Source organism: Enhygromyxa salina, assembly GCF_002994635.1.
GTDB lineage: Bacteria > Myxococcota_A > Polyangia > Nannocystales > Nannocystaceae > Plesiocystis > Plesiocystis salina_B.
This window is the reverse complement of record NZ_PVNL01000019.1, coordinates 1-13,954: the sequence shown is the minus strand read 5'-3', so window position 1 is coordinate 13,954 and position 13,954 is coordinate 1. Positions and strand designations below refer to the sequence as shown.

General features: G+C 68.6%; 11 protein-coding genes. 1 reads left to right on the top strand and 10 read right to left on the bottom strand.

What is annotated here, in order from left to right; genetic code table 11:
* Positions 1 to 101: 101 nt before the first annotated feature.
* The 10 genes from ENSA7_RS03770 to ENSA7_RS42020 all read right to left on the bottom strand — a co-directional run bounded on the left by ENSA7_RS03770 (position 102) and on the right by ENSA7_RS42020 (position 12,811).
* Positions 102 to 725: a hypothetical protein gene (locus tag ENSA7_RS03770; RefSeq protein ID WP_106087817.1), complete on the bottom strand. Its 624-nt coding sequence runs from the start codon at positions 723 to 725 to the stop codon at positions 102 to 104.
* The gene (locus ENSA7_RS03765) at positions 722 to 1,660 is read right to left on the bottom strand and encodes a hypothetical protein (protein ID WP_106087816.1); all 939 of its coding nucleotides are present in this window, start codon (positions 1,658 to 1,660) and stop codon (positions 722 to 724) included. Before ENSA7_RS03765 ends, ENSA7_RS03770 begins: the two co-directional genes overlap by 4 nt.
* A gap of 260 nt (positions 1,661 to 1,920) precedes the next feature.
* Positions 1,921 to 2,154: a YjzC family protein gene (locus tag ENSA7_RS03760; RefSeq protein WP_244923704.1), complete on the bottom strand. Its 234-nt coding sequence runs from the start codon at positions 2,152 to 2,154 to the stop codon at positions 1,921 to 1,923.
* Between the two features lie 299 nt (positions 2,155 to 2,453).
* Positions 2,454 to 2,588, bottom strand: coding sequence for a hypothetical protein (locus ENSA7_RS45695; protein WP_280523970.1), 135 nt, complete (start codon positions 2,586 to 2,588; stop codon positions 2,454 to 2,456).
* Positions 2,589 to 2,804: 216 nt separating this feature from the next.
* Positions 2,805 to 5,840: a serine/threonine-protein kinase gene (locus tag ENSA7_RS03755; protein WP_181233082.1), complete on the bottom strand. Its 3,036-nt coding sequence runs from the start codon at positions 5,838 to 5,840 to the stop codon at positions 2,805 to 2,807.
* Positions 5,841 to 6,040: 200 nt separating this feature from the next.
* Complete coding sequence (locus ENSA7_RS03750; RefSeq protein WP_106087814.1) at positions 6,041 to 8,113, bottom strand: YncE family protein; 2,073 nt, start codon at positions 8,111 to 8,113, stop codon at positions 6,041 to 6,043.
* 14 nt (positions 8,114 to 8,127) lie between these two features.
* Positions 8,128 to 8,334 carry a hypothetical protein gene (locus tag ENSA7_RS03745; protein WP_106087813.1) on the bottom strand — a complete coding sequence of 69 codons (207 nt, stop codon included), beginning with the start codon at positions 8,332 to 8,334 and terminating at the stop codon, positions 8,128 to 8,130.
* 10 nt (positions 8,335 to 8,344) lie between these two features.
* Positions 8,345 to 10,870, bottom strand: coding sequence for a DUF2264 domain-containing protein (locus ENSA7_RS03740; protein WP_181233080.1), 2,526 nt, complete (start codon positions 10,868 to 10,870; stop codon positions 8,345 to 8,347).
* A gap of 110 nt (positions 10,871 to 10,980) precedes the next feature.
* The gene (locus ENSA7_RS03735) at positions 10,981 to 11,832 is read right to left on the bottom strand and encodes a hypothetical protein (RefSeq protein WP_106087811.1); all 852 of its coding nucleotides are present in this window, start codon (positions 11,830 to 11,832) and stop codon (positions 10,981 to 10,983) included.
* Between the two features lie 385 nt (positions 11,833 to 12,217).
* Entirely contained in the window at positions 12,218 to 12,811 is a 594-nt protein-coding gene (locus ENSA7_RS42020; RefSeq protein ID WP_146157293.1) for a hypothetical protein, read from the bottom strand.
* Positions 12,812 to 12,838: 27 nt separating this feature from the next.
* Here ENSA7_RS42020 and ENSA7_RS42015 point away from each other — a divergent pair.
* On the top strand, positions 12,839 to 13,954 hold a 1,116-nt coding region (locus ENSA7_RS42015; protein ID WP_146157292.1), incomplete at its 3' end, for a tetratricopeptide repeat protein.

Below are 13,954 nucleotides of genomic sequence, written 5' to 3'. Positions count from 1 at the left end.
CAGCCAGCTTACGCGAGGCGGTCGTGGTTTAAGGTCGTCGACGCCACCTGCCAAACCCGTGTACTCGTCGAGGCCATCGGGCCCGAGTTCGTACGCGGAGCCTAAAGTCGCGGCGAGCACCGCAAGCGCATGAGCGCAGAAACAGCGGTGCCGCGCAGAATGTGGAGCGGATGCTCCATCAGCTTGCGCATCACGTCGTTCCCGAGCGATCGGTTGAGACTGGAGTCGATCATTCGATAGTTGAGCGGATGATCAGCGCCGCCCCGGCTCTTCGGCAGCCCGTGATCGGCGTCGAGTCCGTCGAGGTCGATGCCTTCTTTGCGAAGCTTCTTGCGGTATGCAGCTGTCGTCATGCGGGTGTGGCAAAGGTGACCGGCGTAGTCCCAGTTCGCTGCGGCGAGCAGCGTGATGGTGACCAACCTCCACCTGCGACTCGCTACTTCGTAGTCGCTGGCCGCGCGCTGGAACGCCTGCGAGCTCGCGTCACCCGAGCGTCGTGCGAGCTCATACTTGTGCTCGGCGGCCTCCAGCGTGTCGGACGCCTGCTGGTATAGATCTACCAACTCGTCAACGGTGCGCTCGAAGGCAGCAACCCGCTCGGACAGACCTACGATGATCTCGTCGTCCTCCTGCGCTTGTGTCTCGAGCTGGCTCAGTCGGGCCTGCCCCGACGCCGAACTGCAGCCGGCCAACACGACGGCGAACACTGCGGCTGTGCCGTTCATCCCTCGATGCATTCGAGCTTGATCCTGGCGGTCGCTGCCCCGGCCGACACGTCCAATGCTTCGCTGGTGTCCGCGGGAATGATACTGCGAAACACCGCGATGGTCTCCGAGCTTTGCTGGTCGGAATCTAGCAACTGGATGGAGAGCTGCTGTTGAGGCGCCACGCGGACCTCAGCCTGGGGCTGGTGACGCCACTCCAAGGTCTCGTGCACCGGTGACTCATAGAGCTTTTGGCCCTCGATGTAGATCGTGTAGCGCAGGTCGGGGACGCCCCCGCGCGCATCCCAGCTCCTCCCGTCAGCCTTGCGCGCCGGAACGACAAACTCGACCCAGGCGACCCGCTGATCCGTGCAGATGGTCCGCCGTTCGACGGGGGCGGGTCGAACCACGGTGGGCGCCGCGACTTCGCGGGGCTTGGGAGGGTCGACTCGCTCTGGTTCCGGTGGCTCGGTGCACGTCGGGATGGCCGCGAGACCCAGCCTGGTCAATACGACTCGCTCCATGCTGTTGAGCTGTGCCGCGCACCGGGGCACGTCACCGCATTTGGTCCTCGTCGCGTGAACGACGACTGCGCCACCGGCACAGCCGGCCAGGGCAATGGGTGCCGCGGCGCCGCCCGTCAAAACCGCGAAGCCGATACCAAGGACACAACCCGCGGCAGTGGCGTTCGAGCGGTTCTTTTCATTGGTAGCGACACACTCGGTGTGTTCGGAAATTTCTTGAAAACAACCTGCTCGTTGGAGAACCACCTCGGCCTCGATGCCGGCGACGAGTGCGTTGCACTCGTGGTATTTGGCGAGAGCCTTGGCATGTTTGACCCGCAGCTCCGCCGAGGTGATCTGATGCTCGAGCGTGTCGAGCTTCGCTTTTCGACGAACCTCCTCGGCTTCGAGAGTCGCCAGGCGACCTTCAAAATCAACCGGCGAGCAAGCCAACAGCGGGATGAGCCCGAGCGTGCAGAGCTTTCCTTGGCCTGCTCGTGGTTGAGGTCCGCGAGCCGGATCCAGGGGCGTTCGGGAACTCAGAGACCGTGGAGGTCTTCTCAGCCGGACTCGTGCAGGGCGGAACGATCGCATCGGCGAAGGATAGACAGCGCACCGATGGCTTGTCCACCATGCTCTCGTCTTGCCTCGGGCCCGTCCCCACCTCGACGAGCAGTCCTCGCCGAGGTGGGTGACCTTGGTTGGTCGGTCTCCTACGTGATGCGCTGCAATTTCCACCACGCGCTTTTCTCGGCGGACTTGATCGGCGGGAAGGTCTCGTTTCGCGTCAGCAGGATGACACGCTCCTCTGTGGTCGGTTGGGGTGTTGTCGTGCCGTCGACGTACGTATCGAATACGTACGATCCGCTGGTCGTGCACGACGCTCCGGTCTTGAATCGATCGCCTACGTTGTTCATCTGGCCGCTGGTCGTGTCGAGCACGAGCACGGCCGCGCGAGGGGAGCATTCTGAACACTGCAGTCGCGTGTTGGCATCTCCAGAACGGTGAGCACCCCGTCCGCCTGGATCAGCCCAAATGCAACCATGCCCCGTGAGTACTCTCTCGGATGCACAGTCGCCCGTTGTGGGGGCACCGAGAGCAGGCGGCCTCCAGCCGAGTTGCGTCTGTGCTGGGTTCAGCAGCCGGTACCAGAGCGTCAAGGCGAAGCCGCAGCAAGCGCCTTGCGCCGTGGCAAGACGCGGAGGGAAGTAGAAGTACGCTTCGCCGGTCAGGGCCGGGCCTTCACTCAGGTCGGACAGGTCGTGCGCGGCTTGAAGATGATCGTCGTCGTAGGCCCCCGCATCCCGACCGCTTGATCGGGCGAGCTATCACGCACGCACACCGAGAAGTCGACCGCCTCGCCGTTAGGATTACTAAACACCACCGTAGGGCTAGCAACACTCGGGAGCGGGTAGTTCGTCGGCGGCGTCGACTGTGGATCGCACACGACCCCCAAAATACTGTAACCCGCAGGCGCAATGAAGGTAACGGTGATCGTCGAGTTGGTCTCGAAGCTCAAGCTCTGCGGATCCACAGGACCCCCAACAGTGATGGAGTAGTTTGATTGATGACAGCTCATCTCATGACCCATTCTCGTTCACTCGCCAGCAAGCCGGCGCTCTTCGTCGGTCGCGTTGACGCTGGCAAGCAAGATCGCGAGCGTCGCCTCCCCGGAAGCCACCGTCTTCGCGTGAGCCCGGGCCGAAGCCAGCGCCGCCGCCCCAGCGGCATGGTCAGCACGGTCAGCACGGTCGCCACGCAGCGCGAGCAGCCCGCGAAACAGCTCCAGCTCCATCGCCTCCATGCCCGCGAGCTCGTGCCCGTCAAACCGCGCCAGCCGTGCGCGCGCGGCTTCGAGCTGGTGAGAAGCCAGATCAACGCTGATCAACCCAAAGCGCGCATCCACGGCCTGCGTGCTGCCGCCGTCCTTGGCCTCGATCACCACGAGCGCGGCCTCGAACTCGACGCGGGCGGCTTCGATCTGCCCGTCAGCCAGCAGCGCCCACCCCAGGCCGACCCGAAAGTAGGCCACGTAGACGTCGTCTTCCCCGTAGGCGTTGGCGTAGCCCTGAATCGCCCGACGGTAGGCCAAAACGGCAGGCCCCGCCTGGGCCAAGAAGTAGTGCGCAGCAGCGGCCAGCGACGCAGCCTCGGCCTGCTCGATCGGCATCCTGGTCGCGCGCTCGAACGCCGTCGCGGCCGCGGTCGCGTGGTCGAGCGCCGCGTCGGTCCGACCTTGGGCGAGCGCGAGCTGACCAAGCACCAGCTGCGCGCGCCCGACGTTGCGCAGCTCGAGCTCGTCGGCGAGGGCCCAGATCTGCACGGCGCGCTCGAGCATGATCTGGGCCAGCTCGGCGTCCCCGGCCTCGAGCGAGAGCTGTCCAAGGTTGTAGGCCGCGAGCGCGACGTCGGGGTGACCAGAGCCGTGAACCCGCTCGAGCAGCCCAAGCGAGCGCCCGAACAGCTCGATCGCGCGGTCCCGATCACCCTGGTTGAGCACGGCCACGCCCAGCGCCGTGGTGGTGTGAGCGGCGAACAGTAGATCCTGGTGATCGACTTCGTCCTCGAACACCGCCACCAGCGGCTCGAGCTGATCGAACGCGGCAGCAAACTGCCCCTCGAGCAGCTGAAGATTGCCGCGAACAAAGTCCAGCCGCGCCATGTCGGCGGGACCGAGCGGGCCGAGCGGAGCGACACCGACCCGCCGAGCAGCAGCATCGGCGCGCCGCAGCCACCGACGCCCGGCGTCGAGGTCCCGCTTCGTCGTCGCGGCGAAGCCCGCCATGCGCCGCCAGCTGTCTGCAACCACACGATCGTGATGGCCGGCCTCGCCGAGATCGGCGGCTTGCTCCAAAGCCTCGAGCCCGTCCGCCGTGTGCCCACCGTCGAGCAAGGCGCGGCCACGGGCGTGGGCGAGCTCGGCGCTCAGCGGCAGGTAACCCAGCGCCGCCACGCGTGGCCCGAGCTCGTCGATGCTTGCGAGCGCCGTCGCATGATGGGCGATCAGCAGATCGGCCTCGACCAACGCCAGCTCGCGCCGAACCTCCTCGACCTCAGCAGCGACCGCGCGCGGCGGATCGGGTGGGCCGCCCTGCCTGGCCTCGCTCGCGCAGGCCCGCGGATCCTCCAGCCGCACCACCGCCCGCGGGGCCTCGCGCAGGGTCGGGAGATCGGCGGCCAGCATCAGCCCGACCAAGGCCTGGGTCGAGCGGTGATGACGTTCCAGGCACGCGCCAACGCGATCGAGCACGACCGGATCGCCGCCGGCTCGCCCGCGGCACAGCTCAGCCCGGCTGTCGAGCCAGCGATCGCGCCAGCGATCCAGGCCCGCGACGATCGGCGCCTCGCTGTCGGTCAACCAAGCCGCGCCCGACGACTCGGCCGCGCTCGCCAAGGCCTGGCTCAGCCGCGCGCGCTGATCTCGATCCCACGTGTCCGCGAGCTCGCGGGCGACGTTTGTGCAGTCTTCGACGCCGGGGGCCCCACCCCACCAGGCCACGCCCACGCCGCTGAACAAGCCGACGGCGAGCGCGACGACGCCCGAGCCGATCAGCCGAGCTCGACGACGTCGCCGACCGAGCCCGCGCTCGAGCGCCGCGATCAGATCGTCGACGCTGTCCCAGCGATCATCGGGATTGACCGCGAGGCCGCGTCGGATCAGCGGCCAGATCCACTTGGGAACCCGTGCTCGCGCGGGTGGTGTGAGCGGCAGCCAGTCGACCTCCCCGTCGAGCATCTCGCCGACCGTGCGCCGGGCGAACGGCCGCTGGCCCCACAGGCCCTCGTAGATCGACACACACAGCGCGAACTGATCCGCGCGCGCGTCGGACCGGCCGCGGAACTGCTCGGGTGGCATGTAGGCCGGCGTGCCCTTGACCTCGCCTGGGCGACTGACGAACGAAGCGCTGCCGTCGTCCTTGCTGCCGGGCGTTGCATAGGTCTCGGTGACGCTGGCTTCAGCGCACGGATAGCGCGACGCGGGCCGAGGCTCGGGATCCTCGTCGTCCGCGGTCGGGGGTCGGTCGAGCGCCGCGAGCCCAAAGTCGGCGACGGCGATCCGACCCTCCGCGCCACGCAGGACGTTGTCGGGCTTGAAGTCGCGGTGGATCACGCCGGCCGAGTGAGCGGCCGCCAGCCCGCGCGCCGCCTCGAGATAGGCCGACAGCACCCGCTCCCAGCCGGGCGCCTGCGCGATCCAGTCGCGCAGGCTCTGGCCGTTGATGTACTCCATGGCCAGGAACACGCGGCCGTGCTGCTCACCAACCTCGTAGATGTGCACGACGTTGGCGTGCGCGAGCCGGGCGAGGGCCCGCGCCTCTACGCGCAGCCGCTCGGTGAAGCGGTGGTGGGCGAGGTGGGCGTGGACGAATTTGACAGCGACCGCGCGATCGAGCTGCTCGTCGATCGCGAGCTGGACCTCGCCCATGGCCCCCGCGCCGAGCCGACGCACGATCCGATAGCGACCCACTCGCAGAACCCCGCTGCGAGCGAACATCCGCGAACGGACCAACGCAAACACGCGCTGGTCCTCAATGTCGCCGGCCCAGTCGAGCTCGGGCCGCTCGCTGGCGTGAGTCACGGCGCCGCGCTCGTTCGGGCGGCCCTGGAACGTCGACTCTGCGTCCGTGAGCACCACCGGAGCGCCCGGCTCAGGTGCCCCCGTGTTCGGCATTGTCGTCAACGTCATCCGCTCCCGCCCGATGGCCCGAGCATAGCGTTGGTGGCGTCGCTGGACGACCGCTGACACGCGAGAAACCGCGCTTGCAGCCGCGATTGTGGATGACAAAGATCACCACGGTTTTTTGCAGCGGTTCGGGCTCGAACACCACGCCATCACAGCAGCCGCATGAACGCGAGCAAGGCCGCGCGCTGCTCATTGTCGAGACCCACGGCCGCACCGCTCGCGGGGCCCAGCTCGTGATCGCACGAGTCGCCGAAATCCTCGCGCAGGCGCACCCCCTCGAGCACGGCGTCCAGGCTGTCGGCGCCGCCGTTGGTGAAGTAGGGCCACTTCAGATACAGCCGTCGCAGGGCGGGCACCCGCGCCCCGTCCGGGTGCACCCACGGGACAATGCCGGTCTGGGCGTAGGCGTCGCTGGCCCAGATCAGCGGCGCGTTTGCGGCGAAGATCAACCGCCGCCACGGCTCGAGGTCACCGCCGGGCCCCAGCGCGACGCGGGTGCTGGGATCATCGGCGACGAGCCGGGCCTGGTGACAGCCCTCGCAGTAGCGCGCGAACAATGTGGCGCCCTGGGCCTCGAGCGGCTCGAACTGGTCGCGGCTACGCGTCACGGGGTTGCTGGGCATCGACCACCGGATCAAGAACCGCAGCAACGCCCGGCGCAGGGTCTCCCCGTCGACGCCCTGTTCGGGCCAACCCGGGAGCTGGGCCAACCACGGGAGGGTGTCGACGTCGAGCGCAAACCACGGCTCGCGGCCGCTGTGCCGGTTGGCCACGCCAAACTCGTTGTCGATCATCTTGGTCGTGGTTCGATCGAGCGCGCGGCTGAAGTGGGGGCGGTTGGGGAACAGGCCCAGCAGCGGCTTGCTGCTCGCATGGACCGGGCGGCCCTCGAACTCTCGACCCGTGAAGTGCACGCGACCGTCACCGCGCCCCTCGAAGTGGCAGGTCTCGCAGGTGAAGCGGCTGCGCTTGCCGGTCGCGGGGTTCCACGGCGCCATCGCGGCCGTGAACACCAGGGCCTCGCCAAGCCGCTCCTCGAAGCTGCGATCATCGGGCGTCGCGGCGGGGCCAGAGGCGCCTTCGGCGGTGAGGTGCAGCCAGCGATCCAGCAGCGGATCAGCGGCCCACAGCTCATTGTTTCCGAGCAGCGCGGCGTCGGTGGTCCCGGGCAGGCCAGGGCCGCGCGCGACCTCGGGGGCCGCGTCGAAGCCGTTGGCCCAGCGCAGGGTCAGCAGCTCGGGTGTCGCGTAGCCAGCCAGCCGCAAGGTCGGCGTGGGATCGGTCTGAGCGTCATCCAGCCACTGCGACCACTTGGGCGTGACCACCCCGAGCTCCGAGACATTGACGCTCGTCAGTCGCTCGACGCTGGACTCGCGCAGCGCGTAGATGAACACGAACGAGTCGATGTAGCCAAAGCCGCCGTCGCGGCGCTCGAGCGGGTGGTCCTCGACGCCCGTGAGCGCCAGCAACCGGACCCCCTGCGCATCAGCACGGCCCAGCTCGAACGACCAGATCGGCCCGTCGTGACGCGGGCCCTCGAGCGGGTGCAGCTCGCCATCAATGATCCGGTCGACGCGGATCCGATGGTCGAGCAGGCAGTTGCCAAGCAGCAGCTCGGGCTCGGCATGCAGCGCGATCGGTCCGCGACAGTAGGCCTGTCGCTCGACCACCTCGAGCTCGCCGCCGTCACCAGGGCGCAAGCGGTGCAGCTGGCCGTGCCCCTCGTCGGCGACCCACACGACGTCGGGCGTGGCCGCGATCGCCCGCGGGGCCAGGCTGTTGGGTAGCGCGACATCGCCGAGTCGCTCGAGGGTGCTCGCGTCGTAGCGCACCACTCGAGCCTCACCGGTCCCCACGACCAGGAGCTCCCCGCCCCGCGCGGCCACGTCGGTTGGATCGTGCGGCGTCGCGGCCGTGTGGAGCACCGCGCCGTGCTCGTCGAACACGACGAGCTGATCGGCGCCGCGCAGCAGGCCCGCGAACCGACGATCCGGCAGCGCGATCACCCGGTAGGGGTTGGACCCGAGCCGCTGATCCGAGGCAGGGATCGTCGCAAAGTCGAGCTGCTCCCGCTGTGCTCGCTCGAGCTCGAGCAAGCGAGCCCGGGCGTCGGCGTGGGGATCTGGAGCGTCCTCGATGACGTCGTGCTCGACGTCGGCCGCGACCGGCTCGGGCTCGCTACAGCCGAGCAGCGCCCCCGCCACACAGGCGACGACGATCACTCGCTGCGGCGCGACTACCAGCCGCCGTCTTCCTTGTCGTCGGCCTTGTCGTCGGCCTTGTCGTCGGCCTTGTCGTCGGCCTTGTCGTCGGCCTTGTCGTCACCCTTCTTGTCGTCGGCCTTGTCGGCCTTGTCGTCGGCCTTCTCATCCTTCTTGTCACAGGCGACGGCCGTGAACGCGAAGGTCAGGGCCATGGTCAGCGCGAGCGCGTACTTTTGCATGGGCCGGAGTCTACCCGACCGTCAGCTCGAAGATCACGGTGCTCGTCACATGCGGCGGCGGGTCGAGGGCGATCCACCCGGTCTTGGAGGACGTGACCGTGTGGGCTTCCGTGCTCGTCGTCGGGCCCCCCGACCAGCCTGAGGCCTGCCAGCGCAGCGTGGCCGGGCCCGCGTCGGGTCCGAGATTGACCGACGACGGCCTGTCGATCTCGCAGCGCAGGCGCTTCGCCTCGATCTGACACGCGAGGGTCACGGGGCCTTGGGTCGCCTGTAGCAGCGGACCGCGCTCGTCCGTGAGGGTGCGAAGGCCGTGACCCACGACCGTGCGCACCCCATCGCGCTCAGAGCTGCTCGCCATGCGCAGCGGACCCGTCAGCCGCACGGGTCCGAGCGCCAGCGTGCGCTCACCTGGCTTGCGCGCGAGGTCGACCCAACCCAGCCCACCGTCCGCCCAGCGAACCGTTGCGTGACTCCCCTCGAGCTCGACAACTGGCGCCGCGGCGAGCACCGCCGCCGGATCAAACGGCTCGGCCGACACGCGCTGCAAGCTCGCGAAGCAGCTCGATCGTGGAGACGCCTGATCGACGCCAAGCCCGATCCACACGGCCTCGCCACCGAGCACGTGTTGGGCTGGTCCAGTCCAGTCCAGCCGCGGCCCCGCGCGCGTCCAGCCGTGGAGCCCGGCCAGCAACACCGCGCCCGCGCCCACCCCCTCGCTGGTTTGCATGTACCACCACGGCGAGCCCGCGTCGGTCTGGCCGTGATCGATCAACCCGCGATCGATCAGCGCCAGGCTGCCCTCGTAGGCGCGCGCGGCCGAGTTCATGGCCGGGTACACGCAGCTGACCCGCACGCTCGTGTTTGGGGCCGGGTCCGCGGGGGTCGGATCCAGCGACACCGACGACGTGAGCACCGCGCTCGAGATCCAGTCGACCGGCAGCTTGGCCGACGTCTCGCCGAGGCGCTCGGGCGCGATCGCATAGCGCGACCACGCCAACCCCGGCGCCACCGCCCACGCGTTCGCGCCCGCGCGCCGCATCTCGAACCGCCGATGCAGCGCGCTGACCAGCGTCGCGTCGTAGGGCCGCGCGCCCTCGGTCTCGCTCGCAAACCATGTCGCCGCCGCGTAGCTGAGCTTCTTGTAGCGATCGTGATAGCTGGCCTTGCGGGTGCTCGAGCCGACGTTGTGGAGCACCAGCCCGGCGCCGTCTTTGTCGTGCTCGATCATCCAGCCGATCGCTGGGATCGCGCGCACGAAGTCGCCAAGATCGGCCGGCAGCGGCTGCTCGGGCGTGGTCCAAAACGCGTGCGTCGGCGGCAGGGCCAAGACCCCGAGCGCGCGGGTCATGAAGTACTGCGAACCTGGCCGGACGTAATTCTCGAGCACCAGCGGCTGCTCGCCGTGGTGGCCGCGGGTCAGGACGTGCTCGTCGTCGAACATGCCCGCCTGCACGTGAAAGCGCAGGTTGCCCGAGCTCATGCGCCGGGCGAGGCCTGGCTCGACGAAATGATCGCCGGCCACCACCGAGCTGTGCAGCGCCGCCAGCACGGCGCTGCGGTAGGCCAGCGAGCGACCCAGCGGCGGTACCCGTCCCTCGCTGTCGAACAGGTAGGGCAGCTGGCGCAGGAACGCCTCGGTCCGCGCGGCGACCCGATGCGCTCGCGCCTGCTCGCGCGCACCCTCATGCTCGATCGCCGCCCGCCAGAACGTGAGCTCCGGGTGGATGACGAACGCGTTGTACCAGTCGAACCGCTGCGGGGCGCCGTCACCGTAGAACCCGTCGCCCACGTAATCGGCCTCGAGCAGGTCGAGCTGGCGCTCGAGCGCGCCGCGGGGGACCGGCCGATCAAACGCCACGCGGGCGCTGTTGCGGGCGATCTGAAACCCGAGCCAGTTGGCCGCCAGCGGCTCGTCGGCGGCGCGCAGCCACAACATGATCCGGGCCTGCTCGAACGGGTCGAGGTTTTCCCACACGCGCGCGCGGGTGTGGACCAAGAACTCCGCCACGCTCGCGGCCTCGACCTTGCGCTGGGCCCAGCCCTTGCCGATCGGGTACCAGTAGTCGGCGCTGGCCGGGTTGGTGCCGTTGCTGACGATGTCGCGCGCGAGCGTGGCCACGTCGAACTCCTGGTCGTTCACCCGGACGCGATCGGGGTTGCAGTCGCACGCCAGCCAGGCACCCAAGGCCGGGAGCATGCGGATCGCCCCCTCCATCGACGCGGGCAGCTCGTCGCCGCCTGGGTAGCGGGTGCGGGCGCCCGCCGGGGAGCGGTGGGCGACGAAGCCCAGCAGCAAGCGAGCGAACACGGCCTCGTAGTGGGCTCGGGTCCACCCGGTGTAGGGCGCTCGCTCCCAGTCCGAGGCGGGGTCGAGCTCGAGGTTCTTCGCGGGGCGCTGGGCCTGCAGCGTTGGGTGTGGATCGGCGGCTGGCGTTGCTGGTCCGCACCCGAGCGACGCGCACAGCGAGCAGGCCGCCAACCACCGCCACGGCTTGCGATCGGTGCCGACGATCGTCGCTGCTTGCTGCGGCTCCACGCGCTCCCAGAGTAGCAGGACGAGCCCCGGTGCTCTCGACTGGGCTACGCCAACGTCAACGCGTACGCGCCAGCCGAGTGGGATCTGAAGCGCCGGTTGGCAGCGAGGTTTCAGGGCGCGAGCACGCAGGCGCCGACGTCCTCATAGCCGATCGGCGCCCGCATGAAGAACGGCTCGCACGAGTGCGCGGGGTTGAGCATCTGACACGGACCGTCGCCCGCCATCAGGCTGCAAAAGGGTGTGCAGCAGCCGTCGTCAGCGCAGCCATCGACAGCCTGGCTGTTCGCGCACAGCAGGCCGGACGCGCAGTCATTGACGAACATGCAGGCTTCCCCGGCCGCGGCCGCCTCGCCCTCGTCGATGCACGTGAACAGCGAGCCGGTCCACACGCACTCCGAGCCGGCCCCGCAATTGTCGGCGAGCGGGTCGCACTCCTGGACGCAGACTGACGGACCCTGAGCCGGGACCGAGCACACCCAGCCGTCAATACACTCGGGCATGGTGATGTCACCGGTACAAAACGGATGGCAGCGCCCGCCCGCGTTGTCTTGGTCGTAGCCAAAGCAGAAGCTGGTCGCGTCGCAGTCGTCGTTGGCCGCGACGATGCCGTCGGTCGTGCATGGCTCCCCGGGGGCGCCTGCGCCGGTGACCGGCACGCACTTGGCGTTGTCCCAGCTTGGACCGTTCTCCGCGAACGGCACACACTTCTCACCGTCGGGGCAGTCCTGCGCGAACATGTCGCACTCGGTGAAACCGGGCAGGTCTCCGTCGTCGGTGGTCTCGGGCTGCGTGCTCGTCGTGGTCTCGTCGCTCGTCTCGGAGTTGGTGCTCGTGCTGGTCGCGTCGCTCGTCTCGGGGTTGGTGCTCGCCGACTCGCCGGTGCCGCTGTCGGCCGAGCCAGACCCGCAGGCGCCGAGTAGCAAGAGGAGGCCTGCGCTCACGAACCGACGCTGCGTGGTCATCCGCGCATGGTAGCGCGCGAGCACCACCCGCGGGCACCCTGCTTGATGTGCCTGCGCGCAGGGCATAGCGTAGCGTTCGAGGCTGCCCGCCTTGCGACGCATGCGAGAGCACGAGCCAACCCCTTCGCATCACGCCGGCCCCCGCCCGCGCTTGGCGATCCCAGCGTGGATGGCTGCCTGGCCGCCGGGCGTGCGACCCGTCAGCCTGCGCGCCAACACTCGGGGCGTCGAGTTCTTGTATCGGGCGCCCAGCGACACGTGGTTTCGAGTGGAGGCTTCGATCGATCCGCATCGCCCGGCGGCGCTGCGTGTGCGGGGGCTTCCCTGCCCCGATCAGGCCACGCTCGCGCGGTTGAGCAAGGCTGTGGAGCGCTGCTTGCTGCGTTCACCACCCGCGCGGGCCTGGCTCGCCGACGCGCGGGCGTTGATCAGCGAACTCGAGGACATGCGGGTATTTGGTGGGTCGGGGGTGAGCTCGAATCATGCGATTGTGGTTGTCGACGAGTTGCTGGGTGGCGCCGCTCGTGTCCGAGACGCTGCGGAGCTCTCCGCGGATGAGATTGCGAGTATCGAGGCGGCTCTGGCCGGCGCGAGTGAGCGGCTGAGGCCATCCACGCTCGCGCAATTTGGTGTTGCGCTGTGGCTTGCGAGCGGCGCGTTCGAGCGCGCGCTCGCGTGGTGGGGGCGACATGCTGATTTGATCGAGGCCGATGACAGCCGGGGCGCGCTCGCGTGTGCCGCGATGATGGCCGCCTATCGGGGCGATGTCGCTCGTGCTCAGGCTAGCGCCGAGCGGTTGGCTGCATGTGTGCGCGATGGCAACGACGCCCGTCATGCTGGGGAGCTGCTCGAGTTGCTGGGTCAGCCCAAGCTCGCGGCGCCGCTGCTGGCGGTTGCGGCCAGCGACGCGGGCGAGGACGCGAGCGCGTTCGATGTCCACTTTCGACTTGCGTATGTCGCCGCGGCTGCTCGTGATCATGAGCTCACTCGGTCGGCCGCGACGCGCATGCTTGGGCTGGCGCGGCGGCCCGAGCAGCTGCTGGCGACGGCTCGAATGCAGCGTGAGGCGGGTGATTTTTTGCTCGCCGAGGCTACTCTGGAGCTGATCGTGCGTGAGCACCCCGGTGCTCATGAGCGCACTCGTCGGGAGGCGAGCCTGGAGCTTGCGACGTCCAGGCTGTGGCGCGGTGAGCATGAGGGCGCCGCTTCGCTGGCTCGGGGGCTGCTGGTCGATGATCCCAGTGACGCCGCGGCCTTGCGCACGCTTGGGATTGCGATGCACCTCGGTGGCCGGTCGGGTGAGGGGCTCGCGCTGCTGGTGCGCGCGCTGGAGCTCGACCCGCGCGATGACGAAGCGCGGCTGTGGCGGGCGGAGATTCTCGATCAGCAGGGTGAGTACTCGGCGGCGCGCTTTGAGGTCAATGAGGTCTCGATCGGCGACTTTCCGGCCTGGCAGCTGCTGCGCGCGCTGGTTGAGGAGCACCATACGCCGAATCGGCGGATCGATCACGATACTTGGTTTATTGTCGACACGAACATTCGTGCGCTGCTTGGTGACGATGCGCCTGGCGATACGAAGGCCGATCATCAGACAGCGGTCAACAGCATCGCGCGGGCGCTTGGGCGACTCGGGGGCAACCGCTCGAAGCGACTGACGACGGCGAGTGAGGATGGCTCGCTGCGGTGGCTGGAGATCGAGTCGCCGCGTCACCGCGCGGAGCTTCTGCAATTGCAGGCTTGTCACCGGCCGCTCGATGAGGTCATCCGTGAATTTGAGCGGCTGGCTGCTGAGTATCCGGCGGTTCCGTTTTTTGTTACTTACGCTGCCGAGTTGCTGATGTGGCGTGGTGAGTATGAGCGGGCGTTTGTGCTGTTTGAGCGGATCTGGTACGCGACCCGTACGCGGTGGGGGTATGTCGGCGCGGGAGCGGCGGCGATGCTGCTTGGGCGTGGGGACCGGGCGCTGGAGTTGTGGGAGGAGGGGAAAGCGCACTATTTGTATATTGATGCTGAGGCGACCTATTGCTATCGGGGGGAGTTGCTGCGTGAGCGCGGTGAGCTTGGGCTTGCTCGGGGGGATCTTGAGCTCGCGGTGCGGGCTCGACCGGAGCGGTTGGGGGGG

Excerpts from the sequence above, each read along its gene's own strand:
- ENSA7_RS03735 (WP_106087811.1), bottom strand. The coding sequence starts at position 11,832 with ATGACCACGCAGCGTCGGTTCGTGAGCGCAGGCCTCCTCTTGCTACTC.
- ENSA7_RS03770 (WP_106087817.1), bottom strand. The coding sequence starts at position 725 with ATGAACGGCACAGCCGCAGTGTTCGCCGTCGTGTTGGCCGGCTGCAGT.
- ENSA7_RS42020 (WP_146157293.1), bottom strand. The coding sequence starts at position 12,811 with ATGATCACGAGCAGCCGCGGCGACATACGCAAGTCGAAAGTGGACATC.
- ENSA7_RS03745 (WP_106087813.1), bottom strand. The coding sequence starts at position 8,334 with ATGCAAAAGTACGCGCTCGCGCTGACCATGGCCCTGACCTTCGCGTTC.